The 23,790-nt window shown below is 51.9% G+C and carries 20 protein-coding genes and 2 tRNA genes; 1 reads left to right on the top strand and 21 read right to left on the bottom strand.

What is annotated here, in order from left to right; genetic code table 11:
* Positions 1-48 precede the first annotated feature (48 nt).
* From mtr to DBY68_RS04630, 12 genes are all read right to left on the bottom strand, one after another.
* Positions 49-1,293 carry a tryptophan permease gene (gene mtr, locus DBY68_RS04685; protein ID WP_108474992.1) on the bottom strand — a complete coding sequence of 415 codons (1,245 nt, stop codon included), beginning with the start codon at positions 1,291-1,293 and terminating at the stop codon, positions 49-51.
* Positions 1,294-1,438: 145 nt separating this feature from the next.
* Entirely contained in the window at positions 1,439-3,373 is a 1,935-nt protein-coding gene (locus tag DBY68_RS04680; protein WP_146745433.1) for a DEAD/DEAH family ATP-dependent RNA helicase, read from the bottom strand.
* Positions 3,366-3,446 (bottom strand): protein YrbN, encoded by an 81-nt coding sequence (yrbN, locus tag DBY68_RS22725; RefSeq protein ID WP_100249910.1) that lies wholly within the window; start codon positions 3,444-3,446, stop codon positions 3,366-3,368. The genes DBY68_RS04680 and yrbN overlap by 8 nt, the downstream gene beginning before the upstream one ends.
* A 105-nt stretch (positions 3,447-3,551) precedes the next feature.
* Positions 3,552-4,436: a lipoprotein NlpI gene (gene nlpI / locus DBY68_RS04675; protein WP_015962872.1), complete on the bottom strand. Its 885-nt coding sequence runs from the start codon at positions 4,434-4,436 to the stop codon at positions 3,552-3,554.
* 111 nt (positions 4,437-4,547) lie between these two features.
* Positions 4,548-6,683, bottom strand: coding sequence for a polyribonucleotide nucleotidyltransferase (gene pnp / locus DBY68_RS04670; RefSeq protein ID WP_108474990.1), 2,136 nt, complete (start codon positions 6,681-6,683; stop codon positions 4,548-4,550).
* Between the two features lie 347 nt (positions 6,684-7,030).
* Positions 7,031-7,300: a 30S ribosomal protein S15 gene (gene rpsO, locus DBY68_RS04660; RefSeq protein WP_015962870.1), complete on the bottom strand. Its 270-nt coding sequence runs from the start codon at positions 7,298-7,300 to the stop codon at positions 7,031-7,033.
* Positions 7,301-7,449: 149 nt separating this feature from the next.
* Positions 7,450-8,394 carry a tRNA pseudouridine(55) synthase TruB gene (truB, locus tag DBY68_RS04655; protein WP_108474989.1) on the bottom strand — a complete coding sequence of 315 codons (945 nt, stop codon included), beginning with the start codon at positions 8,392-8,394 and terminating at the stop codon, positions 7,450-7,452.
* Positions 8,394-8,795, bottom strand: coding sequence for a 30S ribosome-binding factor RbfA (gene rbfA / locus DBY68_RS04650; protein ID WP_049848849.1), 402 nt, complete (start codon positions 8,793-8,795; stop codon positions 8,394-8,396). The genes truB and rbfA overlap by 1 nt, the downstream gene beginning before the upstream one ends.
* Positions 8,796-8,955: 160 nt before the next feature.
* Entirely contained in the window at positions 8,956-11,643 is a 2,688-nt protein-coding gene (infB, locus tag DBY68_RS04645; RefSeq protein ID WP_108474988.1) for a translation initiation factor IF-2, read from the bottom strand.
* 24 nt (positions 11,644-11,667) lie between these two features.
* Positions 11,668-13,155, bottom strand: a complete 1,488-nt coding sequence (gene nusA / locus DBY68_RS04640) for a transcription termination factor NusA (RefSeq protein WP_108474987.1) — start codon at positions 13,153-13,155, stop codon at positions 11,668-11,670.
* Between the two features lie 27 nt (positions 13,156-13,182).
* Positions 13,183-13,635: a ribosome maturation factor RimP gene (gene rimP, locus DBY68_RS04635; protein ID WP_015962865.1), complete on the bottom strand. Its 453-nt coding sequence runs from the start codon at positions 13,633-13,635 to the stop codon at positions 13,183-13,185.
* Positions 13,636-13,842: 207 nt separating this feature from the next.
* A tRNA-Met gene (locus DBY68_RS04630) sits at positions 13,843-13,919 on the bottom strand.
* 337 nt (positions 13,920-14,256) lie between these two features.
* Here DBY68_RS04630 and argG point away from each other — a divergent pair.
* Entirely contained in the window at positions 14,257-15,600 is a 1,344-nt protein-coding gene (gene argG, locus DBY68_RS04625; RefSeq protein ID WP_108474986.1) for an argininosuccinate synthase, read from the top strand.
* A 478-nt stretch (positions 15,601-16,078) separates the two neighbouring features.
* On the opposite strand, the gene DBY68_RS04620 is transcribed toward argG, so the two are convergent.
* From DBY68_RS04620 to DBY68_RS04580, 9 genes are all read right to left on the bottom strand, one after another.
* A tRNA-Leu gene (locus DBY68_RS04620) sits at positions 16,079-16,165 on the bottom strand.
* A 13-nt stretch (positions 16,166-16,178) separates the two neighbouring features.
* A complete protein-coding gene (secG, locus tag DBY68_RS04615; RefSeq protein ID WP_108474985.1) occupies positions 16,179-16,508 on the bottom strand; it encodes a preprotein translocase subunit SecG in 330 nt (109 codons plus the stop codon).
* Between the two features lie 212 nt (positions 16,509-16,720).
* Entirely contained in the window at positions 16,721-18,016 is a 1,296-nt protein-coding gene (locus DBY68_RS04610) for a M23 family metallopeptidase (RefSeq protein ID WP_108474984.1), read from the bottom strand.
* Positions 18,009-18,848 carry an A24 family peptidase gene (locus DBY68_RS04605; RefSeq protein WP_158529100.1) on the bottom strand — a complete coding sequence of 280 codons (840 nt, stop codon included), beginning with the start codon at positions 18,846-18,848 and terminating at the stop codon, positions 18,009-18,011. Before DBY68_RS04605 ends, DBY68_RS04610 begins: the two co-directional genes overlap by 8 nt.
* A gap of 18 nt (positions 18,849-18,866) precedes the next feature.
* Positions 18,867-19,745 (bottom strand): hypothetical protein, encoded by an 879-nt coding sequence (locus tag DBY68_RS04600; protein ID WP_108474982.1) that lies wholly within the window; start codon positions 19,743-19,745, stop codon positions 18,867-18,869.
* Between the two features lie 2 nt (positions 19,746-19,747).
* Positions 19,748-20,782, bottom strand: a complete 1,035-nt coding sequence (locus tag DBY68_RS04595; RefSeq protein WP_108474981.1) for a type II secretion system F family protein — start codon at positions 20,780-20,782, stop codon at positions 19,748-19,750.
* Positions 20,769-22,304, bottom strand: coding sequence for an ATPase, T2SS/T4P/T4SS family (locus tag DBY68_RS04590; protein WP_108474980.1), 1,536 nt, complete (start codon positions 22,302-22,304; stop codon positions 20,769-20,771). The genes DBY68_RS04595 and DBY68_RS04590 overlap by 14 nt, the downstream gene beginning before the upstream one ends.
* Positions 22,301-22,912: a hypothetical protein gene (locus tag DBY68_RS04585; protein WP_108474979.1), complete on the bottom strand. Its 612-nt coding sequence runs from the start codon at positions 22,910-22,912 to the stop codon at positions 22,301-22,303. The genes DBY68_RS04590 and DBY68_RS04585 overlap by 4 nt, the downstream gene beginning before the upstream one ends.
* On the bottom strand, positions 22,900-23,790 hold the full coding sequence (locus DBY68_RS04580) for a hypothetical protein (protein WP_108474978.1): 891 nt from the start codon (positions 23,788-23,790) through the stop codon (positions 22,900-22,902). Before DBY68_RS04580 ends, DBY68_RS04585 begins: the two co-directional genes overlap by 13 nt.

Genomic DNA, 23,790 nt, shown 5'->3' with positions numbered 1-23,790 from the left:
CCCTCTCCCGATGGGAGAGGGTTAGAGTGAGGGCATCAGGCCGCACAATTACTGATAAACCGGCAACATATTAAAGCTCGACAGAATGTGTACCAGCGCGTTGCCGATACCGAAGACCAGAATCAGAGCAATCATCGGCTTGCCACCCCAGACGCGGAATTTCGGGCTGCCGAAGCGTTTGCGGGATGCACGGGCCAACAGTGCTGGCACAATCGCCGCCCAGATAGTCGCGGCCAGCCCGGCATAACCGATGGCATACAGAAAGCCATTCGGCCACAGCAGGCCGCCGATAATTGGCGGAGCAAACGTCAACAGTGCCGTTTTAAAACGGCCCAACGCACTATCATCAAAGCCAAACAGATCGGCCAGGTAATCAAACAGACCCAGCGTTACGCCCAGGAATGAACTCGCTACCGCGAAGTTAGAGAACACCACCAGAAGCAGATCCAGGCTACGGCTGTTCAGCACGCCACTCAACGCCTGCACCAGCACATCAATATTCCCGCCTTTCTGCGCAATGCCGATAAATTCCGGACGCGGGATATTGCCCATCGTGCCCAACAACCAGATGACATACAGGCCCAGGGCCAGCAGCGTGCCGTAGACCAGACACTTCACGATGGTCTTTGGATCTTTGCCGTAATACTTCATCAGGCTTGGCACGTTACCGTGATAACCAAACGAGGCCAGACAGAACGGCAGCGTCATCAGCAGATACGGGGTGTAAGACGCGTTACTTTCTGCAACGTTAAACAGCGTTGTCGGTTCCACGTGTCCTAACAGGCTGCCGAACGTCAGGAAGAAGGTGATGACTTTCGCGCCTAATACGATAGCCGTCATGCGGCTAACCGCTTTGGTGCTCATCCAGACAATAAACGCCACCAACAGCGCGAAGGTAAAACCGCCTACGCGTGCCGGTACGTTCAGCGACATTTCCGCGAATGTGTGGTGCAGAATTGAACCGCTCGCGGAGATATACGCATAGGTCAGGATGTAGAGTACAAAGGCAATCGAGATGCCGTTAATAACGTTCCAGCCTTTTCCAAGGAGATCTTTGGTCAGGGTGTCGAAACTCGCGCCGATACGGTAGTTGAGATTCGCTTCAAGGATCATCAACCCGGAATGCAACATACAGAACCAGGTGAAGAGCAGCGCCGCCAGCGACCAGAAGAACCAGCTACCGGCCATCACCACCGGCAGCGAGAACATGCCCGCGCCAATAATGGTTCCGCCGATGATCACCACGCCGCCAAAGAGTGACGGGCGTGAAGCTGTAGTGGTAAGTGTCGCCATTTGCCGATATCTCCAGTGAATCGTTCTTTGCTATACGTTAGCATGGCGCTAATGTACCAGTACATGAGTACAAAGGAAATAAAAAAAGCCCCGATTTCGCAACCGGGGCTGTATATTTTACTTTACGCTAACAAGCGGCGATTTCTTACGCATCACCACCGAAACGGCGACGGCTGGAAGAGTCATCACGACGTGGAGCAGAAGCATCATCACGACGCGGCGCACGGCCACCGTCACGACGCTCACCGCTAAAACGACGCTCACCGCGGCCGCCTTCACGACGCTCGCCACCGAAGCCACGGCCACCTTCACGGCGTTCGCCGCCAAAGCCACGACCTTCACGACGCTCGCCACCGAAACCACGACCACCGCTACGCTCAGGACGCGGTTGTGCGTCGCCCAGCAGCTGCATGTTCATTGGTTTGTTCAGAATGCGGGTACGAGTAAAGTGCTGCAGTACTTCGCCCGGCATACCTTTCGGCAGTTCGATAGTAGAGTGGGTACCAAACAGTTTGATGTTACCGATGTAACGGCTGCTGATATCGCCTTCGTTAGCGATCGCGCCAACGATGTGACGAACTTCAACACCATCATCACGGCCCACTTCAATGCGATACAGTTCCATATCACCGGCATCACGACGTTCGCGACGCGGACGATCTTCACGATCGCCACGCGGGCCACGATCGTTACGATCGCGCGGGCCACGGTCATCACGGTCACGGAATTCGCGTTTCGGACGCATCGGTGCATCTGGCGGAACGATCAGAGTACGTTCGCCCTGTGCCATTTTCAGCAGTGCTGCGGCCAGGGTTTCAATATCCAGTTCTTCACCTTCAGCAGTCGGCTGGATTTTCGCCAGCAGGCCACGGTAGAGATCCAGATCGCTGCTTTCCAGCTGCTGCTGTACTTTCGCGGCGAATTTTTCCAGACGGCGTTTGCCCAGCAGTTCTGCGTTCGGCAGTTCTACTTCCGGAATGGTCAGCTTCATGGTGCGTTCGATGTTGCGCAGCAGACGACGCTCGCGGTTCTCAACGAACAGCAGCGCGCGGCCAGCACGACCCGCACGACCGGTACGACCGATACGGTGAACGTAAGACTCTGAATCCATCGGGATATCGTAGTTTACGACGAGGCTGATACGCTCAACGTCCAGGCCACGGGCCGCAACGTCGGTTGCAATCAGGATATCCAGACGACCATCTTTCAGGCGTTCCAGCGTCTGCTCACGCAGCGCCTGGTTCATGTCGCCGTTCAGCGCGGCGCTGTTGTAGCCGTTACGCTCAAGGGCTTCAGCCACTTCCAGAGTCGCGTTTTTGGTACGAACGAAGATAATCGCCGCATCAAAATCTTCCGCTTCCAGGAAACGAACCAGCGCTTCGTTTTTACGCATGCCCCACACAGTCCAGTAGCTCTGGCTGATGTCAGGACGCGTCGTCACGCTGGACTGGATGCGCACTTCCTGCGGCTCTTTCATAAAGCGGCGGGTAATGCGACGAATCGCTTCCGGCATGGTGGCAGAGAACAGCGCGGTCTGATGACCTTCCGGGATCTGCGCCATAATGGTTTCAACGTCTTCGATGAAGCCCATGCGCAGCATTTCGTCAGCTTCATCCAGAACCAGACCACTCAGTTTAGAGAGGTCAAGGGTGCCGCGTTTCAGGTGATCCAGCAGACGACCCGGCGTACCGACAACGATCTGCGGCCCCTGACGCAGGGCGCGTAACTGCACGTCATAACGCTGGCCGCCGTACAGGGCAACCACGTTTACGCCGCGCATATGTTTAGAGAAATCCGTCATGGCTTCAGCAACCTGAACCGCCAGTTCGCGGGTCGGTGCCAGCACCAGGATTTGAGGTGCTTTCAGCTCAGGATCAAGATTGTTCAGCAGTGGCAGGGAAAACGCTGCGGTTTTACCACTACCTGTCTGGGCCATGCCCAGCACGTCACGACCGCCCAGCAGGTGCGGAATGCACTCAGCCTGGATCGGAGATGGTTTTTCGTAACCCAGATCGTTAAGGGCTTCAAGGATAGGAGCCTTCAGGCCCAGATCTGCAAAAGTGGTTTCGAATTCAGCCATGTAGTACAAGTGCCTCGATATTAATGGCGGCCAGTCTACATAACTCATCATGAAATTGATCTGCAATTTTCATTGAAAAGTGTGAACCGGCTCAAAGTAGGTGTATTAACGAACAACAACGCCCTCACCCGCGAAGGTGATGGCAATCAAAAAGATTACGGGCTGATGTAGTCGTCAGCTATTGCTGGTCCGATTCTGCCAGGTCATCTTGGTCCTGGCCCAGGAGCGATAATTCCAACAATGCGTATCGGTGCTCAACATAGTTATGAACGTTGTTAGCAACCGCCAGTTTGAACAGTGCCGTAGCGCTGTCCTTGTCCCCAAGACTTAGGTAATACTTACCTAAATAGAAGTTGGTTTCACTGAGATGCTCAGCGAGCGAGGTGTTATCCGTTGCGTCCGCCTTCAGGCGCTCCATTAACGTTTTTTCGTCAATGTTGCCTAAGTAGAACTCGACAATGTTCCATCCCCATTGTTCTTTATCCGATTTATCGAAGCGTTGTTTCAACGCCTCTTTTGCCTGCTTCTCATCGAGCTTCTGCTCAGCGAGGAAAAGCCACAGGCTACGGAAGGGATCATTGGGATCGTCTTGATAAAACGCCAGCAGATCATCTTGCGCTAATTTTGCACGGCCACCGTAGTAAAGCGCGATGCCGCGGTTCAAGTGCGCATAATTGTAAGTTGGATCAAGCTCAAGTACAGAATCAAACGCTTCATAGGCAGCATCAAAATTGCCTGCCTGCGTTAAGTAAATGCCTAAGTAATTGAATACTTCAGGCATATCTGGTCGGATTGCCAGCGCTTGCGAAAAATCGTTACGCGCTAGTGCCCTCAGACCGAGACTATCATACAACACTCCGCGCTCATATAAAAGCTGTGCGCGTTCGTCATCGGTTAAAGCCCGACTGGCAAGAATTTGTTCCATGCGTGCCAGAATCACTTCTTGCTGTAAAGTCGGTTGCAATGGTACCGCGAGGACCTCACTCTTTCGCCAGGCAGAATTACTGCATCCTGCCAGCGTGAGTGCTGTCGCTACGAAACACCAGCGCAAAAAAGGCTTCATTTCCCACTCCCGAAGACAACAATTGGATGAACGTCCTGTCCCCCGGCTGCAAACAGGCATCCCGCCAGGTAAAATTGCCCCCTGCTTGCGCAGAGGGCAAAACGGCAAACCTTACTCGCCTTGTTCCGCAGCCGGAGCTTCCGGTGCGGCAGCAGGCTGAGACTGCTCGGTTGCTTCTTTGATGCTCAGACGGATACGGCCCTGACGGTCAACTTCCAGAACCTTAACCGGTACTTCCTGATTCATCTGCAGGTAATCAGTGACTTTCTCAACGCGCTTATCAGCGATCTGAGAGATGTGCACCAGACCTTCTTTACCGCCGCCGATGGCAACGAATGCGCCAAAGTCTACGATACGGGTCACTTTACCGTTATAGATACGACCCACTTCGATTTCTGCAGTGATCTCTTCGATACGACGGATAGCGTATTTCGCTTTCTCACCGTCAGTCGCTGCGATCTTCACAGTACCGTCATCTTCGATTTCGATGGTGGTGCCGGTTTCTTCGGTCAGGGCACGGATAACAGAACCGCCTTTACCGATAACGTCTTTGATTTTGTCCGGGCTGATCTTAATGGTGTGGATACGCGGTGCGAACTCAGAGATATCGCCACGCGGCGCGTTGATCGCCTGTTCCATCACGCCCAGGATGTGCAGACGCGCACCTTTAGCCTGGTTCAGCGCAACCTGCATGATCTCTTTGGTGATACCTTCAATTTTGATATCCATCTGCAGTGCAGAGATACCGTCGCGGGAACCCGCTACTTTGAAGTCCATATCGCCCAGGTGGTCTTCGTCGCCCAGGATGTCAGACAGAACAACAAAGTTGTCGCCTTCTTTCACCAGACCCATCGCGATACCCGCAACGGCGGCTTTGATCGGCACACCTGCGTCCATCAGCGCCAGAGAAGCACCACACACGGAAGCCATGGAAGAAGAACCGTTAGATTCGGTGATTTCAGAAACCACGCGAACGGTGTACGGGAATTTGTCCAGTTCCGGCATCACGGCCAGCACGCCACGCTTCGCCAGACGGCCGTGACCAATTTCACGACGCTTCGGAGAACCGACCATACCGGTTTCACCTACGCAGTACGGAGGGAAGTTGTAGTGGAACAGGAAGTTGTCAGTACGCTCGCCCATCAGTTCGTCGAGGTTCTGCGCATCACGGGTGGTACCCAGAGTAGCAGTAACCAGCGCCTGAGTTTCACCACGGGTGAACAGCGCGGAACCGTGAGTACGCGGCAGAACGCCAGTGCGCACGTCCAGACCACGGATCATGTCTTTTTCACGGCCATCGATGCGCGGTTCGCCTGCCAGTACACGGCTACGAACGACGTTTTTCTCGATAGCGTGCAGGATTTCGCCCAGTTCGTTAGCGTCCAGGGTTTCGTCTTCTGCCGTAAGCGTAGCGATGGTTTCAGATTTGATCACGTCAACCTGAGCATAACGCTCTTGTTTGTCGGTGATGCGGTACGCGTCGCTCAGGCGCGCTTCTGCCAGGGCTGCAACGCGTGCGTTCAACGCGTCGTTTACTGCTTCTGGCTGCCAGTCCCAACGTGGTTTACCGGCTTCTTTAACCAGCTCGTTGATTTCACGGATAACAACCTGCTGCTGTTCATGACCGAACACAACTGCGCCCAGCATCTGATCTTCACTCAGCAGTTCCGCTTCAGATTCAACCATCAGAACAGCCGCTTCGGTACCAGCAACAACCAGATCCAGCTTGCTTTCTTTCAGTTCGTCCTGAGTCGGGTTCAGTACGTACTGATCATTGATGTAACCCACGCGAGCGGCGCCGATTGGGCCGTTGAATGGGATACCGGACAGAGAGAGCGCAGCGGATGCACCAATCATTGCCACGATGTCTGGGTTAACCTGCGGGTTAACGGACACAACGGTCGCGATAACCTGAACTTCGTTGACGAAGCCTTCCGGGAACAGCGGGCGAACCGGGCGGTCAATCAGACGCGCGATCAGGGTTTCGCCTTCGCTTGGACGGCCTTCACGACGGAAGAAGCTGCCCGGGATACGACCAGCAGCGTAGGTACGCTCCTGATAGTTAACGGTCAGCGGGAAGAAGTCCTGGCCTGGCTTGGCTTTTTTCTGGCCGACAACGGTAACGAATACCGCGGTGTCATCCATGCTAACCATAACAGCGGCAGTTGCCTGACGCGCCATCATGCCGGTTTCCAGGGTTACGGTGTGTTGGCCGTACTGGAATTTACGAACGATCGGATTAAGCAAAATTCTATCCTTTCTTAATAAGTGGCAGCACACCTTCAGGCGTGCCGACATAGGAACTCGATCTTCGTTGCATCCTCGCGACTAATGACAACCCTAACCCTTCATGGGTGAAGCCTCTCATTAGCCGCGCGAACCTCTGCAATGAAGAACATGTACAACAACAATACATTATACCCGTTATCTTTCAAAATACCGCTGCGTTGGCAACGTGCGTTGTAAATTCATTTACATGACACACAGGCTTTCGCTTAAGCGCTATTTTTTTTCGGGTACATTTTCTCTTAACTCGCTGACATCTGGTGGAAAAAAGGGGCCATAAAGGCCCCTCTTTCTGAAACTCGCCAGAATTAGCGACGCAGACCCAGACGCTCGATCAGCGCGGTGTAGCGTGCAACATCTTTACGTTTCAGGTAGTCCAGCAGTTTACGACGCTGAGAAACCATGCGCAGCAGACCACGACGGCTGTGGTGATCTTTTTTGTGCTCTGCAAAGTGACCCTGCAGGTGGTTGATCTGTGCAGTCAGCAGAGCAACCTGAACTTCGGTAGAACCGCTGTCGTTCGCATCGCGACCGAACTCAGAAACGATTTGTGCTTTAGCTTCAACGCTTAGAGACATTTTGAACTCCAAATTTAAAAGAATGAAAGGGTGCCGATCTCTAATTCAGCAGCCCTGAGATAACGCTTGCCAATTGTTAAACAATTACGCAGACGTTAAGCCGCAACATTCTACTCGCAGCGGCCTGTTATCGCAAGAGAGGCAATGCCTCACTCGGGGTACTCCACCACCAGGCGACGCGGTGCGACGCGGCCTTCATCGTCAATTTCAGCCATGCCGATAAATTTAGCGTCGTCGCCTTCCGTGACACGGACTAATCCGCTGGCTGGCGCCTGAGAGGCGCGCACAGGCTGGCCATTCTTAAAGTACGCCGCCACGACGGAAGGAATGTTAACGACCGGGAAGTCCGACGCCGGGCTGTCCATCGGCATCAGCAGCGGATCCAGCAGCTGCGATGCGGGAATACCCTGCTGTTCAGCCTGTTCGACATACTCACGCAGTTGTTCAAGCGTCACCATGCGTTCAACCGGGTATTTACTCACGGCCAGACGACGCAGGAAAATCACGTGCGCGCCACAGCCGAGTTTTTCGCCCAGATCATCAATGATGGTGCGAATGTAGGTGCCTTTTGAACAGTGAATTTCCAGCTCCAGTTCATTGCCTTCATGGCGAATAAACAGCAGCTCATACACGGTAATCGGGCGCGCTTCACGGGGCACTTCAATCCCCTGGCGAGCGTATTCGTAGAGTTTTTTGCCCTGATACTTCAGCGCCGAATACATGGACGGCACTTGTTGAGTATCGCCACGAAAACTCTCCAGCGCCTCAGCCAGTTGCGCATCGGTGAACGTCACCGGTCGCTCTTCGACAATCTGACCGTCGGCATCGGACGTATCGGTACGTTGACCCAAACGCGCGATGACGCGATAACGCTTATCGGAATCCAGCAGATACTGGGAAAACTTGGTCGCTTCCCCAAGGCAAATTGGCAGCATGCCGGTTGCCAGAGGATCCAGCGCCCCGGTATGCCCGGCGCGGTTCGCGTTATAGAGGCGCTTTACTTTTTGCAGCACGTCATTGCTGGATGCACCCTGCGGTTTATCCAGCAACAGTACGCCGTGGATATCACGACCGCGACGACGAGGACGACTCATTAGTCCTCCTTGCTGTCGTCCGGGTTTACACGACGTTCTTCGTCATGCTTAACCACGTTAGTCACCAGGTTGGACATGCGCATCCCTTCAACTAACGAGTTGTCGTAGAAGAAGGTCAGTTCCGGCACGATACGCAGACGCATGGCTTTACCCAGCAGAGAGCGGATAAACCCAGACGCTTCCTGCAGAGCTTTGATGCCGGCTTTTACGGCAGCTTCATCTTTGTCGTTCAGGAAAGTGACGAACACTTTGGCATAGGCCAAATCGCGAGACATTTCCACGCCGGAAACAGTCGTCATCATGCCCAGACGCGGGTCTTTAATTTCGCGCTGCAGGATGATTGCTATCTCTTTTTGCATTTCCTGCGCCACGCGCTGCGGGCGACCAAATTCTTTCGCCATAATAAATTCTCCAGACAAAAAAGGGGCCAAAAGCCCCTTTTAAAATTAATCTCAGGTGGAAAGGGCTGTTCACCAGGCCTGATAAGACGCGCGAGCGTCGTATCAGACAACGGCTGCCGGATGCGGCGTAACGCCTTATCCGGCCTACACCCAATCAACCTTAGGCAATCGTACGCTGAATCTCGATGATCTCGAACACTTCGATCATATCGCCAACGCGAACATCGTTGTAGTTCTTCACGCCGATACCACATTCCATGCCGTTACGGACTTCGTTAACGTCATCTTTGAAGCGGCGCAGAGATTCCAGCTCGCCTTCATAGATAACCACGTTGTCGCGCAGAACGCGGATTGGGTTGTGACGCTTGATGATACCTTCGGTAACCATACAGCCCGCGATCGCACCGAATTTCGGTGATTTGAACACGTCACGCACTTCAGCCAGACCGATGATCTGCTGTTTCAGTTCCGGAGACAGCATGCCGCTCATCGCCGCTTTCACTTCGTCAATCAGGTTATAGATAACGGAGTAGTAACGCAGATCCAGGCTTTCTGATTCGATCACGCGGCGCGCAGAAGCGTCAGCACGGACGTTGAAGCCAACCAGGATGGCGTTAGATGCCGCAGCAAGCGTGGCGTCGGTTTCGGTGATACCACCGACACCGGAACCGATAATCTTCACTTTCACTTCGTCGGTAGACAGTTTCAGTAAGGAATCGGAAATCGCTTCTACAGAACCCTGTACGTCAGCCTTCAGCACGACGTTCACTTCGTGAACTTCGCCTTCGGTCATGTTGGCGAACATGTTCTCCAGTTTAGATTTCTGCTGACGAGCCAGTTTAACTTCACGGAATTTACCCTGACGATACAGTGCAACTTCACGCGCTTTCTTCTCGTCACGCACAACGGTCACTTCATCACCGGCTGCCGGAACACCGGACAGACCCAGGATTTCCACCGGAATGGACGGGCCTGCTTCGAGCACTTCCTGACCCAGTTCGTTACGCATCGCACGAACACGGCCATATTCGAAGCCACACAGAACGATGTCGCCTTTGTGCAGAGTACCTTCGCGTACCAGAACGGTAGCAACCGGACCACGGCCTTTATCGAGGAAGGATTCGATAACCGCACCGCTCGCCATACCTTTACGAACCGCTTTCAGCTCCAGAACTTCAGCCTGCAGCAGGATAGCGTTCAGCAGGTCATCGATACCGGTACCGGCTTTCGCAGATACTGGGATGAACTGTGCTTCACCGCCCCACTCTTCCGGCATAACGCCGTACTGGGAGAGTTCGTTCTTGACGCGATCGAGGTCAGCTTCTGGCTTATCGATTTTGTTCACAGCAACAACCAGCGGAACCTGCGCCGCTTTCGCGTGCTGGATAGCTTCGATGGTCTGCGGCATCACGCCGTCATCTGCTGCAACAACCAGGACAACGATATCCGTTGCCTGCGCACCACGAGCACGCATAGAGGTAAACGCGGCGTGGCCCGGGGTATCCAGGAAGGTGATCATACCGTTGTCAGTTTCAACGTGGTATGCACCGATGTGCTGGGTAATACCGCCCGCTTCGCCAGAGGCCACTTTCGTTGAACGAATGTAGTCCAGCAGAGAGGTTTTACCGTGGTCAACGTGACCCATGATGGTCACGACCGGTGCGCGCGGTTCAGCCGCAGCACCTGTATCACGGTCGCTCATTACCGCTTCTTCCAGCTCGTTTTCACGACGCAGGATAACTTTGTGGCCCATCTCTTCGGCAACCAGCTGTGCGGTTTCCTGGTCGATGACCTGGTTTATAGTCGCCATGGCGCCCAGTTTCATCATCGCTTTGATGACCTGAGAACCTTTAACGGCCATTTTGTTCGCCAGCTCGCCAACGGTGATGGTTTCGCCGATGATAACGTCACGGTTAACGGCCTGCGCTGGCTTCTGGAAGCCCTGCTGCAGAGAAGAACCTTTACGCTGTTTACCGCCTTTACCGCCACGAACCGCAGCACGCGCTTCTTCACGATCCGCTTTAGATTCAGCGTGTTTGTTGCCTTTTTTCGCCGGACGCGCCGCTTTCGCGTTACGACCACGGCCACGACCACCTTCAACTTCACGGTCGTTTTCATCTTCAGCCTGGCGAGCATGCTGAGAAGTGGTGACGTGATAATCGCTGGTGTCCTCAGTTGGCTCAGCGTTATTCACACCATTTTTCTCGTTTTCTTCTGCCATACGGCGGGCTTCTTCCGCTACGCGGCGCGCTTCTTCTTCAAGCTTGCGGCGTGCTTCTTCTTCCGCTTTACGCTTCAGCTCAGCAGCTTCACTTTCACGGCGGGCTTTCTCAGCCTGGGCAGTTTTAGTCATATCGTCTTGTTGATTGCTCACTTTGTCTTTTTCCGCAGCTTCACGTTTCGCTTTATCAGCGGCTTCACGTTTCGCTTGTTCCGCGGCCTCACGTTCAGCTTTTTGTTGCGCCTCGCGTTTCGCTGCTTCTTCAGCTTCACGACGGGCTTGCTCTTCCGCTTCACGCTGCGCCTGCTCTTCCGCGGCAAGGCGTTCGGCCTCTTGCGGATCGCGTTTCACAAAGGTGCGTGTCTTGCGGACTTCGATTTGTACCGACTTACTTTTACCGCCGGTACCTGGGATATTGAGCGTGCTGCGCGTTTTGCGCTGCAGGGTCAATTTGTCCGGCGCAGAACCGTTTTCACGGTTCAGATGCGCCAGTAAAGTTTGTTTCTCTTGCGCGGATACAGAGTCATCAGCAGACTTCGGGATACCAGCGTCAGCAAATTGCTGTACCAGGCGATCCACCGAGGTCTGTATCTCTGCGGCCAGCGTTTTTACGGTTACATCTGTCATGCTGTTCCTTCCTGCTACAGTTTATTACGCTTCGTCGCCGAACCAGCAAATGTTACGGGCGGCCATGATGAGCTCGCCGGCTTTCTCGTCAGTTAAACCTTCGATATCAGCCAGGTCATCAACGCCTTGTTCAGCGAGATCTTCCAGCGTACAAACACCACGAGCTGCCAGTTTGAATGCCATTGCGCGATCCAGCCCTTCAAGGTTGAGCAGATCGTCAGCCGGTTTGTTATCACCGAGGCTTTCTTCCTGGGCCAGTGCCAGAGTGGTCAGTGCGTTTTTAGCACGTTCGCGCAGTGCCTCAACGGTATCTTCATCAAGACCGTCAATTTCCAGCAGTTCTTTCATTGGCACGTAGGCCAGTTCTTCCAGCGTGGAGAAGCCTTCTTCAACCAGCACTGTCGCGAAATCTTCATCAATATCGAGATATTTGGTGAAGGTATCGATCGCCGCGTGCGCTTCAGCCTGATGCTTCGCCTGCAGGTCATCAACGGTCATCACGTTGAGTTCCCAGCCGCTCAGCTGCGAGGCCAGACGTACGTTCTGACCATTACGGCCAATCGCCTGCGCCAGGTTGCCCGCTTCAACAGCGATATCCATAGTGTGTTTATCTTCGTCGACCACGATAGACGCGACATCCGCCGGCGCCATTGCGTTGATCACGAACTGTGCCGGGTTATCGTCCCACAGAACGATGTCGATACGCTCGCCGCCCAGCTCCGTCGAAACGGCCTGAACACGCGCACCGCGCATACCCACACAAGCACCCACCGGATCGATACGCTTATCGTTGGTTTTCACGGCGATTTTCGCACGAGAACCTGGATCGCGAGCGGCTGCTTTGATTTCAATAACTTCTTCGCCAATTTCTGGCACTTCAATGCGGAACAGTTCGATCAGCATTTCCGGCTTGGAGCGAGTGACGAACAGCTGTGCGCCACGCGCTTCCGGACGTACGGAATAAAGTACACCACGGATACGGTCGCCTGGACGGAAGTTTTCACGCGGCAGCATATCTTCACGCAGGATAACGGCTTCAGCGTTGTTACCGAGATCCAAAGAGATATTGTCGCGGTTCACTTTCTTCACCACGCCGGTGATGATTTCACCTTCGTGCTCGCGGAACTGATCAACGACCATTGCGCGTTCAGCTTCACGAACTTTCTGAACGATTACCTGTTTCGCTGTTTGCGTGGTGATACGGTCAAAGGTCACAGATTCGATCTGGTCTTCAACGTAATCACCCACGTTCAGGCTTTCGTCTTCGAAGCGTGCTGCTTCCAGGGTAATTTCTTTCGTCGGCTGCGTGACTTCTTCAACGATCACCCAACGACGGAATGTATCGAAATCGCCGCTCTTACGATCGATCTCTACGCGAACGTCGATTTCTTGTTCGTATTTTTTCTTAGTAGCCGTTGCCAGCGCGCTTTCCAGCGCTTCGAAAATCTTCTCACGCGGCAGTGCTTTCTCATTGGAGACGGCTTCAACAACAGCCAAAATTTCTTTGTTCATCGGGGCCTTTCACCTCAATCCAGACTGTTAAAAGTGGGGAACCAGGTTCGCCTTCTGGATGTTACTCAGCGCGAACACTTCATCTTTGCCTTCGACTGTCACAGTGATCATTTCACCGTCTACCGCTTTGATAATGCCCTGCCATTTACGACGGTTCTGAACCGCCATGCGCAGGACCAGCGTGACCTCTTCACCCAGGAAACGCGTGTAGTGTTCCGCGGTGAACATAGGACGATCGAGGCCCGGAGAGGAAACTTCCAGGTTGTAAGCTACCGTAATTGGATCTTCTACATCCATTACCGCGCTTACCTGGTGGCTCACATCAGCACAATCATCAACATTGATGCCATCTTCACTATCAATATAGATGCGCAGTGTGGATGTGCGACCGCGAATAAATTCGATGCCGACCAGTTCGTAGCCCAGGGCTTCAACCGGTGCCGTAATCATCTCTGTTAATTTTTGCTCTAATGTGGACAAACCCACCCCCAAGACATAAAAAAAGGGCGTAAAGCCCAGTTATTCTGTAGTCAGATAACAAAAAACCCCGATAAATCGGGGCTTTAGATAACTGAACCCTATAGCCGCAACTGCGGCCTGGAGAACCTTCCGAAAGAATTTTTTTCAAATCCAGCTACGAAGGCCTAAGTCTTCACAGTATATTTGAAAAAGAACTCTAAGGGAAAGTGGTTGCGGGGGCCGGATTTGAACCGACGACCTTCGGGTTATGAGCCCGACGAGCTACCAGGCTGCTCCACCCCGCGCCTGAAACGTGGCAAATTTTACGCGTTTTGAGTAAAAAATGCAAATAATGCTGGGATTTGGTACCGAGGACGGGACGTAAAATCGGCCTGTAGTATAAAGAAGAAAATAACATCCTGTCAACCTCACATTCTATGCAGCGGACAAGCAGGATCACAGGCGGTAATGTGTCATGAGCGATACGCCGAAGCGATAAGGATTTTTCACTGAAAATCGCACGAAGCACTTCCGGTATTGCGCAAAAGATGATTAAATGAAAACTCATTTATTTTGCATAAAAATTCACTGAGAGCGAAAAAGCGTTTTCTCCATCAGTCTATCAAAGCAGGGTTTTACTTTATGACGACGATTCTCAAGCATCTTCCGGTAGGTCAACGTATTGGTATCGCCTTCTCCGGCGGTCTGGACACCAGCGCGGCGCTGCTGTGGATGCGACAAAAAGGCGCAGTGCCATATGCTTATACTGCAAACCTGGGCCAGCCTGATGAAGAAGACTACGACGCTATCCCACGCCGTGCTATGGAATATGGCGCAGAGAACGCTCGTCTGATCGACTGCCGTAAGCAGCTGGTTGCAGAAGGTATCGCCGCTATTCAGTGTGGCGCATTCCACAACACCACCGGCGGGCTGACCTACTTCAACACCACTCCGCTGGGCCGTGCCGTTACTGGCACCATGCTGGTTGCCGCCATGAAAGAAGATGGCGTGAACATTTGGGGCGACGGCAGCACTTATAAAGGCAACGATATTGAACGTTTCTATCGTTATGGCCTGCTGACTAACGCCGAACTGCAGATTTACAAACCGTGGCTCGATAGCGACTTTATCGATGAGCTGGGCGGTCGTCATGAGATGTCTGAGTTCATGATTTCCTGCGGCTTCGACTACAAGATGTCCGTTGAGAAAGCGTATTCGACCGACTCCAATATGCTGGGTGCGACGCACGAAGCAAAAGACCTCGAATTCCTCAACTCCAGCGTCAAGATTGTTAATCCGATTATGGGTGTGAAGTTCTGGGACGAGAACGTGAAGATCCCGGCAGAAGAAGTGACCGTCCGTTTTGAACAGGGTCATCCGGTCGCGCTGAACGGTAAAACCTTCAGCGACGACGTGGAGATGATGCTGGAAGCAAACCGCATTGGTGGCCGTCACGGCCTGGGCATGAGCGATCAGATTGAGAACCGTATTATCGAAGCGAAAAGCCGTGGCATCTACGAAGCTCCGGGGATGGCGCTGCTGCATATCGCTTATGAGCGTCTGCTGACCGGCATTCATAACGAAGATACCATCGAGCAGTATCATGCGCATGGTCGTCAGTTGGGCCGTCTGCTGTATCAGGGCCGCTGGTTCGATTCTCAGGCGCTGATGCTGCGTGATTCGCTGCAACGTTGGGTCGCAAGCCAGATCACCGGCGAGGTCACGCTGGAACTGCGTCGCGGGAATGATTATTCAATTCTGAACACCGTGTCTGACAACCTGACCTATAAAGCAGAGCGTCTTACCATGGAGAAAGGTGATTCTATGTTCTCTGCCGAAGATCGTATCGGCCAGTTGACCATGCGTAACCTGGACATTACCGATACGCGCGATAAGTTGTTTGGTTATGCGAAAACTGGCCTGCTCTCCTCCTCTGCCGCCAGCGGTGTGCCGCAGGTTGAGAACTTGGAGAATAAAGCGAAGTAATCGCGTCTCTGTTGAAGTATGCAAAAAGCCGCGTATGCGGCTTTTTTTGTGGGCATGCTCTGGCACTTGCGCAACGCCTGATGCGCTACGCTTATCAGGCCTACGAAGCATGCTGTGTTTGATATATTCTGCATTTGTAGGCCGGATAAGGCGAAGCCGCATCCGGCAACTCTGCCACTTGCACAACGCCTGATGCGCTACGCTTATCAGGCCTACGAGGCATGCTGTGTTTGGTATGTTCTACATTTGTAGGCCGGATAAGGCGAAGCCGCATCCGGCAACTCTGCCACTTGCGCAACGCCTGATGCGCTGCGCTTATCAGGCCTACGAAGCATGCTGTGTTTGGTATGTTCTGCAGTTGTAGGCCGGATAAGGCGAAACCGCATCCGGCGGGTATGCCGCGAGCGCAACGCCTGATGCGCTACGCTTACTACAGACGAAAAAAAAGACGCTTTTCAGCGTCTTTCTTTCGGAATATTGGTACTGAGGATGGGACTCGAACCCACAAGCCCGTTAGGGCACTACCACCTCAAGGTAGCGTGTCTACCAATTCCACCACCTCAGCACAGATACTACTCTTAGTGTGGGATGTCGCTGGTCGGCTGAGCCGGTGCAGCTGGCTGAGTTTGCTCAGATTTCGGCGCGCTCAGATTTTCCCACTCGCTTCCTTTATTGGTCTTGTTGCTGTTGATGTTACCCAGCACCAGACTGATAATGAAGAACAACGTTGCCAGAACTGCGGTCATGCGGGTCATGAAGTTACCAGAACCACTTGAACCAAACAGCGTGCCGGAAGCGCCTGCTCCGAAGGAGGCTCCCATATCAGCGCCTTTACCTTGCTGCAGCATGATCAGACCAACAAGGCCAATCGCCACAATAAGGAAAACTACCAAAAGAGCTTCGTACATAATCAACCTGTTCCTTGCGGAGTTGCCGCATACCAATTGCTTCGACCAATTAAAGTGGGTGTTTCAAATGTTTCCCACTGAAGCGGGTGTGAATACTAACCAAAGCGAATCACCTTCGCAAGGGCAATTTTATCGCATTGTATCAACTGCGGAAAAAAACAGCAAAAGCAATCAAAACGGGCGAAAATGCAACGCATTAGCGCCCTTTCTGGCTACTTTTTAGGCTCAATTTTCACCAGTTTGAACTTGCCAAACTTCTGAACGATTCGCCAGCTTCCCTCTTCTGTCTCGACGATTTCTTTCGGACTGTAGAAAACCGTTTTCCGGCCTATACGCACGCCAACCTGGAGTGTATCCGCGTCGCCACTGATAACAGCGATTGCCGGAGTCATATCGATAGGCTCTGGTGCAGGTTGCACAGGTTCAGCGCTGGCGGGCACCGCCGACGCTAGTGGCTGATTACTTGGGCTTTCAATCCGGGCAAAAAGCACGTCCATCGGGTTGAGTAAACGTCCGTGATGGCTAATCTCAAGATGCAGATGCGGCCCATTGCTGCGCCCGGTCGATCCAGAATAAGCGATAATATTGCCCTTCGCGACGCGATCCCCTTTCGTCACCAGAATCTGGTTAAGATGAAGGTAACGACTGCTCCAGCCATCCGCATGGTTCACCGTCACATACAGCCCCGTTGCCGGGCCGTAGCCGGTTTCACTGACGACGCCGCTGGATACAGAGAGGACATTGCTGTTGAGCGCTGCGCGTAAATCCACCCCTTCATGGCGCATAAAACGGTGCAACATCGGATGATAGCGTAAACCATAAGGCGATGTGACCGTGACGCTACTGGTGAGCGGAAAGATAAACGACTGCTCCGGAATTTGTTGCAGCACTCTGGCTTCCTTTAAGTCTCCAGTGGGATGCCATGAGGGCGGCGGCGCGCTCGCCGTCGGAATAGTGGCATTCAATACCGAGAAGACGCTGCTGCCCATAAAGCCATCATCAGCCAGTTCATCTGCGGGGAGTTCTTCCGGCAATTTTTCTGTGTCGATATCCGGCGCTTTAAGGAAGAGCGCTAACGCAGACTGCTGCTGACAAGAGAGTGGCTGAAGACGTTCGCCGTCGATTCCCAATCGTAGTGATGCCTGCCACTGCATATTGCCAGGCGTGGCACATTCAACGCGTGGGGCGACAGTCGCTTCCTGCCGTGCGGGAATTTGCGCGCGCCATATCATCATCTCATCAAAATATTGCTGCGCCTGAGTCAAAATCTTTGGCGGAACATAAGGCGTAATGCCGTGAATTTCGGGCTTATAGCCCACCGGCCGCCATACCGCACTATTAAGCAGAAGTAGCGTTCGCGGCAGGGTGAGAGTCGTCGAAGGGCCTGATTTGCGGCTATCGTTGAGAGAGAGCGTAATTGCATCTCCTTTCTGTGATACCACATCATAAAACACCGGCGCGCCAGGGGAGAATACCCCCAGAAATAATGGCAAAATAAACTCAACCATGAGTCAGTACCTCCGAGCACATCAATACCGCGGCAGTAATACAAATTGCCGGGCCGAACGGAATGTATCCCTGAGCAGCAAATTCATCTGCGTCAGAATTTTTTTTCGCAAAGCGTTTGTTCACCGCCTGAATCAGGAAAAAGAGTGCGCCTAATCCGGCTGAGCCCAACATCAGGGCGGCAATGTTGTCAGCCCCGAGCCAGACGCCACAGGCAGCAAACAATTTAACATCGCCCTGGCCGAAGCCTTCTCTGCCTGTCACCCAGGTAAAGACGCGCGCCATTGACCAGGAGAATGCCCAGATGATGACCGCTCCCATTACACAGTCACGCGGAGAAAGTGGGATCAGATTTCTGACACAGGCAATCAGCCCTGCCCACAACAGCAAAAAGACCAGGCAATCGGGCAAAAGGTAAGTTTTGAAGTCAATCATCGCCAGCGTATAGAGGACACTGAAAAAGAGTGCCAGAAACGCCAACTGAGTCAGGCTGTAGTGGGGGTAGTACCAGAACACCAGCGCCATATACCCGGCACCAATCAGCGCTTCGCTGAGGGGGTAGATAAAGGAAATATGGCCGTGGCAATAGCGGCACTTTCCACGCAGCCAGAGCCAACTTAGCACCGGGATGTTATCCCAGGGCATGATATTGTGCTGGCAGTTCGGGCAGTGTGAGGGCGGCCACCAGAGGTTAAAGAGCGGGGAGGATGTATCCTCTTCTTCTTTCAACATCATAACTGGTACGCGATAGATTACTACATTTAAAAAACTGCCGATCAATAGCCCTAGCCCCAGCGCCAGCCACGGATAGCAAGGGGCAAAAAACGCTTCCATGCGCATTTCTTTTAGCTCCTATTCACACATTTTTGGAATGGGTGATTTTTGTAATATATCATTTGTCACTTTATCTGTTTCCGCCGTAACATAAATGCTTTCAGTCGGGCGTAAAGAGGGTGCATCGATATTCGGGATCCAATCAACGAAGATTTGAATTGCAGATAGTTTATTTAGATTGATTACTTTATCAAGATTACTCAAATCATTTTTCGCACTCAAAGAAAATGTGTACCCCCCCTTCTCCACAAGTTCCATCTCATTATTACTCCCTGCTTTTCTGCGATACTCCAGATAAAAAGGTTCATAGTTACCTTTCTTGGTATAATTCCCTGCGGGTGTGAAGATTTCTATACGTAAGAGTTTAAAGCTTCGCCCATCTAACATTTGGTTATATTGTGTCCCATCACCACGTGCATTCACATGGGCGGTCCTTACATTTTCCTTACCAAATTCAGCAACCAACTCATTGTATTTCGACACACCTCCATTAACTGCAGCCTTTTCTCCTTGCGTACACGCTGTGTCCGTCGTGCAAGCTATATTTTGCGCATTCCCTATATTAATATCTGCGTACGTTTCCGATCCCCAAGAACGCTCCTGCGGCCAATATGAATGAGACTCGCCATTACTAAAATAATCATAGTAATAACCCATGCCTTTACCATGATCACTCACCCATATAATATTATATTGAACGAGATCGATAGGCACACCTGCTACAGTTAATATGTTGGGAAGTTTAACTGTAACTGGAAATGGGAAGTTCCACATTTCACAAATATCTGCCCCAGCAATATCAGTCGCAAAACCATACTTCCCACTACCCGCATAACTGTAAATGGCGGGTAAGGACGTTAACATCAAAGTAAAACAAATTTCTTTCATCCATTTCATACTCAGCCCATCCCTGTTGCACTTTTCGATAACGTATCCATCAATGAGAATAATGCAGCGAACACCCAAATAACGCAGCCACCGAGGATTAGTGTCGCCAGGTTCTTTAACAGCCCGGCAAGTTTTTTAATATATTCCTGAATATGCTCTCGAGAGCGATTTGAAACCGAAAGCAGAACTTCATTAAATGACGGCAGGTCCGCATAAAGGCTGATATTAAGCAATTCTTCTGGCCCCATCAGGCCGGAGTCCAGCGCTTTACCGTAGTTTATCCCGCGCGCCATTTTGTCGAGCATCACATCCAGATGCCAGCGCAACCAGCGGTTAGCGTTAAGCTGAATGATCGCCAACGCATCAGTCAGTGGGATGTTGTTGCTCAACATCAATGCCAGGTTGTTAAGAAAAATTGACGACGTAAGCTGGCGGTAGGTTGAAAAAGGCAATATACGATCCAGCACTTTATTACGGATAGCCCCCTTAAGATTCCCGAGCATAAAGCGAATAACAATCACGCCAACAATAAAACCGACGAGAATTTTAATCCACAAACCTTCATAAAGCGCGGTGCCAAAATTATAGAGTGATGACGTCACGCCCGGCCACTTACTCACGGGTACGACGGATGCAAACGCCGGGAAGACCTTTTGCGAATAACCGGTAATCACCACGAGTGACAAGGTAATCATAATCAGCGGGAAAATCAGCGCGCCAACGATTTTCTTGCGCAGTTCGTCGTTGTAGCGAATAACGGAAACCAGCGTAAAGAAGCCATCCGCCAGGCTGCCACTTTTTTCCGCCGCCGTAATTACGCTTAGCTCGGAGCTAGGCACCATGCCGTTGAACACAGCTGAAACCGAGGTTTCCTGCTTCATCTGTACCAACAGCCCCTGCAGTTTTTTACTGAACCCTGCGCCCAGTAACGATCGCCCTTCTATTTGCAGTTTCTGCAGGGAATCGAACAGCGGCAGGCCAGCTTTAATCATGTCGGCGCAAAACTGATAAATGTATATGCGCTGTTTTTTGCTAAATTTTGCCAACGATCATCTCCAGATCTTCATCGCTTACCACACCAAATTCCATGGCATACCAACGGGCATCGATGCGCCCCATCAGGACATGCGCCATGACCTTTTCACGGATCTCGAAACCTTCCGCCAGCCCTACTGCCGCCACACGCTTCTTGCGCCAGAGCGCATAGGTGTTCAGCCACTCCTGGCGCGAAATGGTTGCCAGCTCTTCATAGGTAGGCAAAAAATATTCCATCGCCAGTTGACGGCCTTTAATACCGCTATGCTTACATTTCGGGCAGCCTTTTTCTCCGGCCGTATAAAGCGTAAATTCGCGGCCGCTAATAGTTTTAATTTCATGAACTTGTTTGCAGGATTCACACAAAACCGGAACCAGCTTTTGACACTGCAAACCGGCGATAAAGCCCGGCGTCGAAAGTTTGTCGCTACCGATACCCAGCGCCGACATACGCTGCAGTAGAGAAACGATGTTACCGGCGTGGACGGTCGTAAAGCAGTAGTGACCACTCTCAACCGCACCTGCCAGCGCGTTCGCCGACACGTTGTCACGGATCTCCCCCACCATCAGTACATCTGGGTCGCGACGCAGCGCTGACTTAATGGCGGCATGAAAGCCACCGCCGTCAACGCTAACCACCGAACTCTGTTTCGCGCCATAAATCTGATATTCCACAGGGTCTTCAACCGTCAGGAAACAGCCTCGATCGTCGTAACGATGTATCTGCAACCATTCCATCAGGCTTTTCAGGGTCGTTGATTTACCGGAACCTGTTGTCCCCGCAATCACATAGGCGCCATAAGGATTACTGAGGATCTTTTTCAGATCGGTCAGTTCGGCGTCAGAGACGCCGATTTTGTCGATAGAGCCGATATTATTTTTTTGCAGGCCTGACGGAATAATACGCAGCACCGCATGGTAGCAATCCGGCGTTTCACCGAAGATGGGGAAGTGCGCGTAACGGAAGCGGAAAGGCTTACCATCCAGGTTATACAGAATGTTGGCGTTCTGCGGGATCGCACGGTTCCAGGTGGTATCACGCGTGGTGGCTTCAACGTTATACAACACAAACACCAGCTCATCACACTGCTGAGACTTTATTTGCATAAAGGGCATCAGCACGCCGTTGACCCTGGCCTCAAACTGGGCCAAAACATCATTACGGGTGATATGTAAGTCGCTTGCGCCCATGTTAACGGCACGCAGAAGAATATTCGCCAGCCGTTTTTGGGTATCGGTAATATCAATATTTCCCTGCGCGGCATTTATCGCCTTCAGGGAAATATATTCAATCACCTGGTAATATTCTTCTTCAGTAATACGCGCCAGGCCCACGACAGGACGCTTGTGCATCGATTTCAGGCGTGCAATCTGTAACTGATGCTCAAACATCTTTTCGACTGACACGTTAAAGACGAGCAGAAACTCCCCCTCTTCACAGGAGGCGGTCAGGCCGATACCGTCGAACTCGAAGAACTCCCATCGTTCTGAGAAAAGTTCCTCGGGTTCGATACTCAGATAAGCCAAACTCACTGCGTCACACCTTTTACCTGCAGGCCGCTTTTCTTGTCTCTGACTAACTGATACTGCACGCCATCCATTTCAAACAGATCGCCCGGGCGAACGTACATCAGCTTGCTGCGTGCGGAATTGGTAACGGCCACGCGCGCACTTCCGGCGATTTCGGATTCCAACAGTACCAAAGGCAATTCTTTTGGAATCTTACTTTCAGGCGCTGTAGGCGCTTCTTGTTGCGAGGGAGCAGGTTGTGCAGGCGCCGCTTGAGACACGGCGGCAACCGGCTTTTTGTCTTCGCCGCGAAGCTTGCGAATTTCGCTGCGCATTTTTTCCAGCTCGACTTGCTGTTTAAGTTGTCGCGCTTGCAACTGATATTCATAGTCACTTTCCACCACCTCTTTTAGAAACACCTGAGTGGTTTTCTCATCAGAGACGGTATTATCTTGACCTTGAGTTGGTTGTGAAACCACGCTGGTATCAGCTCCCGCAAGAGAATGTACCGGTTGCGCCCCCGCAGTCGTATCTGGCATCGCAGGAAAAGGAAGCGCAGATGTGGGTTCCGCGAAAGCTCCTGCACTGAAAATAAACGCCGCGATGGCCATAGTTGATTTTACGCTTTGCATACCAAACCTCCTGAAACTTTCATTCCTTTGTCTGTACTATCAATCTTCCTGATTAAAAAAGCGGACCGATAGGGCTGCTGATATAAAAGCGCCTGCATATCGGTTAAAGGAGAACTTAGGTCATTATTTAGTTGCTCTTTTACTTCTATCTCCCAAGTGGCGCTCCGTATACCAAAAGCGTATACCTGAGATCCCAATTTTTTCTCCAGCTCTTCAACAGTGGTTGCCGGGAAAGTTTTTAGTTTAATCACCCCGCCTTTTTGGGGAGTCTTGCCCAGATAAGAGTTATAAGCAGTAATGTACGAAAGAATCTCTCCGCAAGGGAAAAGCGCTATCGGTTTCTTTGCTTTATAAGCTTTAAGAAATTCATTCGACTCAAGCTTGACTGCTACATTGGTATACTGAAAGCCAAATTTGACTTTTCCACTCTTCGGTAAAAAAGGAGAGGCTTTATACGTTTTACCCCAAAGCGTCAGGCTCGGATATGTAGCAATAATGCCATCTTCCAGTTCAAAACTAAAATTACACTTTTTCGTATCACAGCTAAAACCAAGCGTGTTTCCAACTTGTGCCACCCATATTGGGAACGTACCACGATGAATTTCGTCAAATAACGATATTGCCTGTGGCACCGCGATACCTTCGAGTGAACTTTCGTAAAAAGTATTCACGGAAGAAATATCAGCCTGTCGCTGCGCAACGAGCGCCTCCTGCTCAGCTTTTTGTTGCTGCTCAGGAATATAAATAGAGTAATACCAATATCCCCCGGCACCACCCCCCATGAGGATCAGAAGCACAAAGATAATCAGCAGCAGACTCATTGCAGAACTGCCACCACCCGTGCCACCGCCCTTCCAGAAATAAAGTTTATCCAGCAT

It is taken from the genome of Pseudocitrobacter sp. RIT415 (assembly GCF_003057695.2).
Lineage (GTDB): Bacteria > Pseudomonadota > Gammaproteobacteria > Enterobacterales > Enterobacteriaceae > Pseudocitrobacter > Pseudocitrobacter faecalis.
This window is presented reverse-complemented; position numbering and strand designations above follow the sequence as displayed.

What these genes read in the sequence shown, in the direction of transcription:
- truB (WP_108474989.1), bottom strand. Translation starts at nt 8,394, where the DNA reads ATGAGTCGTCCTCGTCGTCGCGGTCGTGATATCCACGGCGTACTGTTG.
- infB (WP_108474988.1), bottom strand. Translation starts at nt 11,643, where the DNA reads ATGACAGATGTAACCGTAAAAACGCTGGCCGCAGAGATACAGACCTCG.
- DBY68_RS04580 (WP_108474978.1), bottom strand. Translation starts at nt 23,790, where the DNA reads ATGCTGGATAAACTTTATTTCTGGAAGGGCGGTGGCACGGGTGGTGGC.
- DBY68_RS04680 (WP_146745433.1), bottom strand. Translation starts at nt 3,373, where the DNA reads ATGGCTGAATTCGAAACCACTTTTGCAGATCTGGGCCTGAAGGCTCCT.
- yrbN (WP_100249910.1), bottom strand. Translation starts at nt 3,446, where the DNA reads ATGAAAATTGCAGATCAATTTCATGATGAGTTATGTAGACTGGCCGCC.
- DBY68_RS04610 (WP_108474984.1), bottom strand. Translation starts at nt 18,016, where the DNA reads ATGGTTGAGTTTATTTTGCCATTATTTCTGGGGGTATTCTCCCCTGGC.
- rbfA (WP_049848849.1), bottom strand. Translation starts at nt 8,795, where the DNA reads ATGGCGAAAGAATTTGGTCGCCCGCAGCGCGTGGCGCAGGAAATGCAA.
- secG (WP_108474985.1), bottom strand. Translation starts at nt 16,508, where the DNA reads ATGTACGAAGCTCTTTTGGTAGTTTTCCTTATTGTGGCGATTGGCCTT.
- nlpI (WP_015962872.1), bottom strand. Translation starts at nt 4,436, where the DNA reads ATGAAGCCTTTTTTGCGCTGGTGTTTCGTAGCGACAGCACTCACGCTG.
- nusA (WP_108474987.1), bottom strand. Translation starts at nt 13,155, where the DNA reads ATGAACAAAGAAATTTTGGCTGTTGTTGAAGCCGTCTCCAATGAGAAA.
- argG (WP_108474986.1), top strand. Translation starts at nt 14,257, where the DNA reads ATGACGACGATTCTCAAGCATCTTCCGGTAGGTCAACGTATTGGTATC.
- DBY68_RS04605 (WP_158529100.1), bottom strand. Translation starts at nt 18,848, where the DNA reads ATGGAAGCGTTTTTTGCCCCTTGCTATCCGTGGCTGGCGCTGGGGCTA.
- DBY68_RS04585 (WP_108474979.1), bottom strand. Translation starts at nt 22,912, where the DNA reads ATGCAAAGCGTAAAATCAACTATGGCCATCGCGGCGTTTATTTTCAGT.
- DBY68_RS04600 (WP_108474982.1), bottom strand. Translation starts at nt 19,745, where the DNA reads ATGAAATGGATGAAAGAAATTTGTTTTACTTTGATGTTAACGTCCTTA.
- rpsO (WP_015962870.1), bottom strand. Translation starts at nt 7,300, where the DNA reads ATGTCTCTAAGCGTTGAAGCTAAAGCACAAATCGTTTCTGAGTTCGGT.
- mtr (WP_108474992.1), bottom strand. Translation starts at nt 1,293, where the DNA reads ATGGCGACACTTACCACTACAGCTTCACGCCCGTCACTCTTTGGCGGC.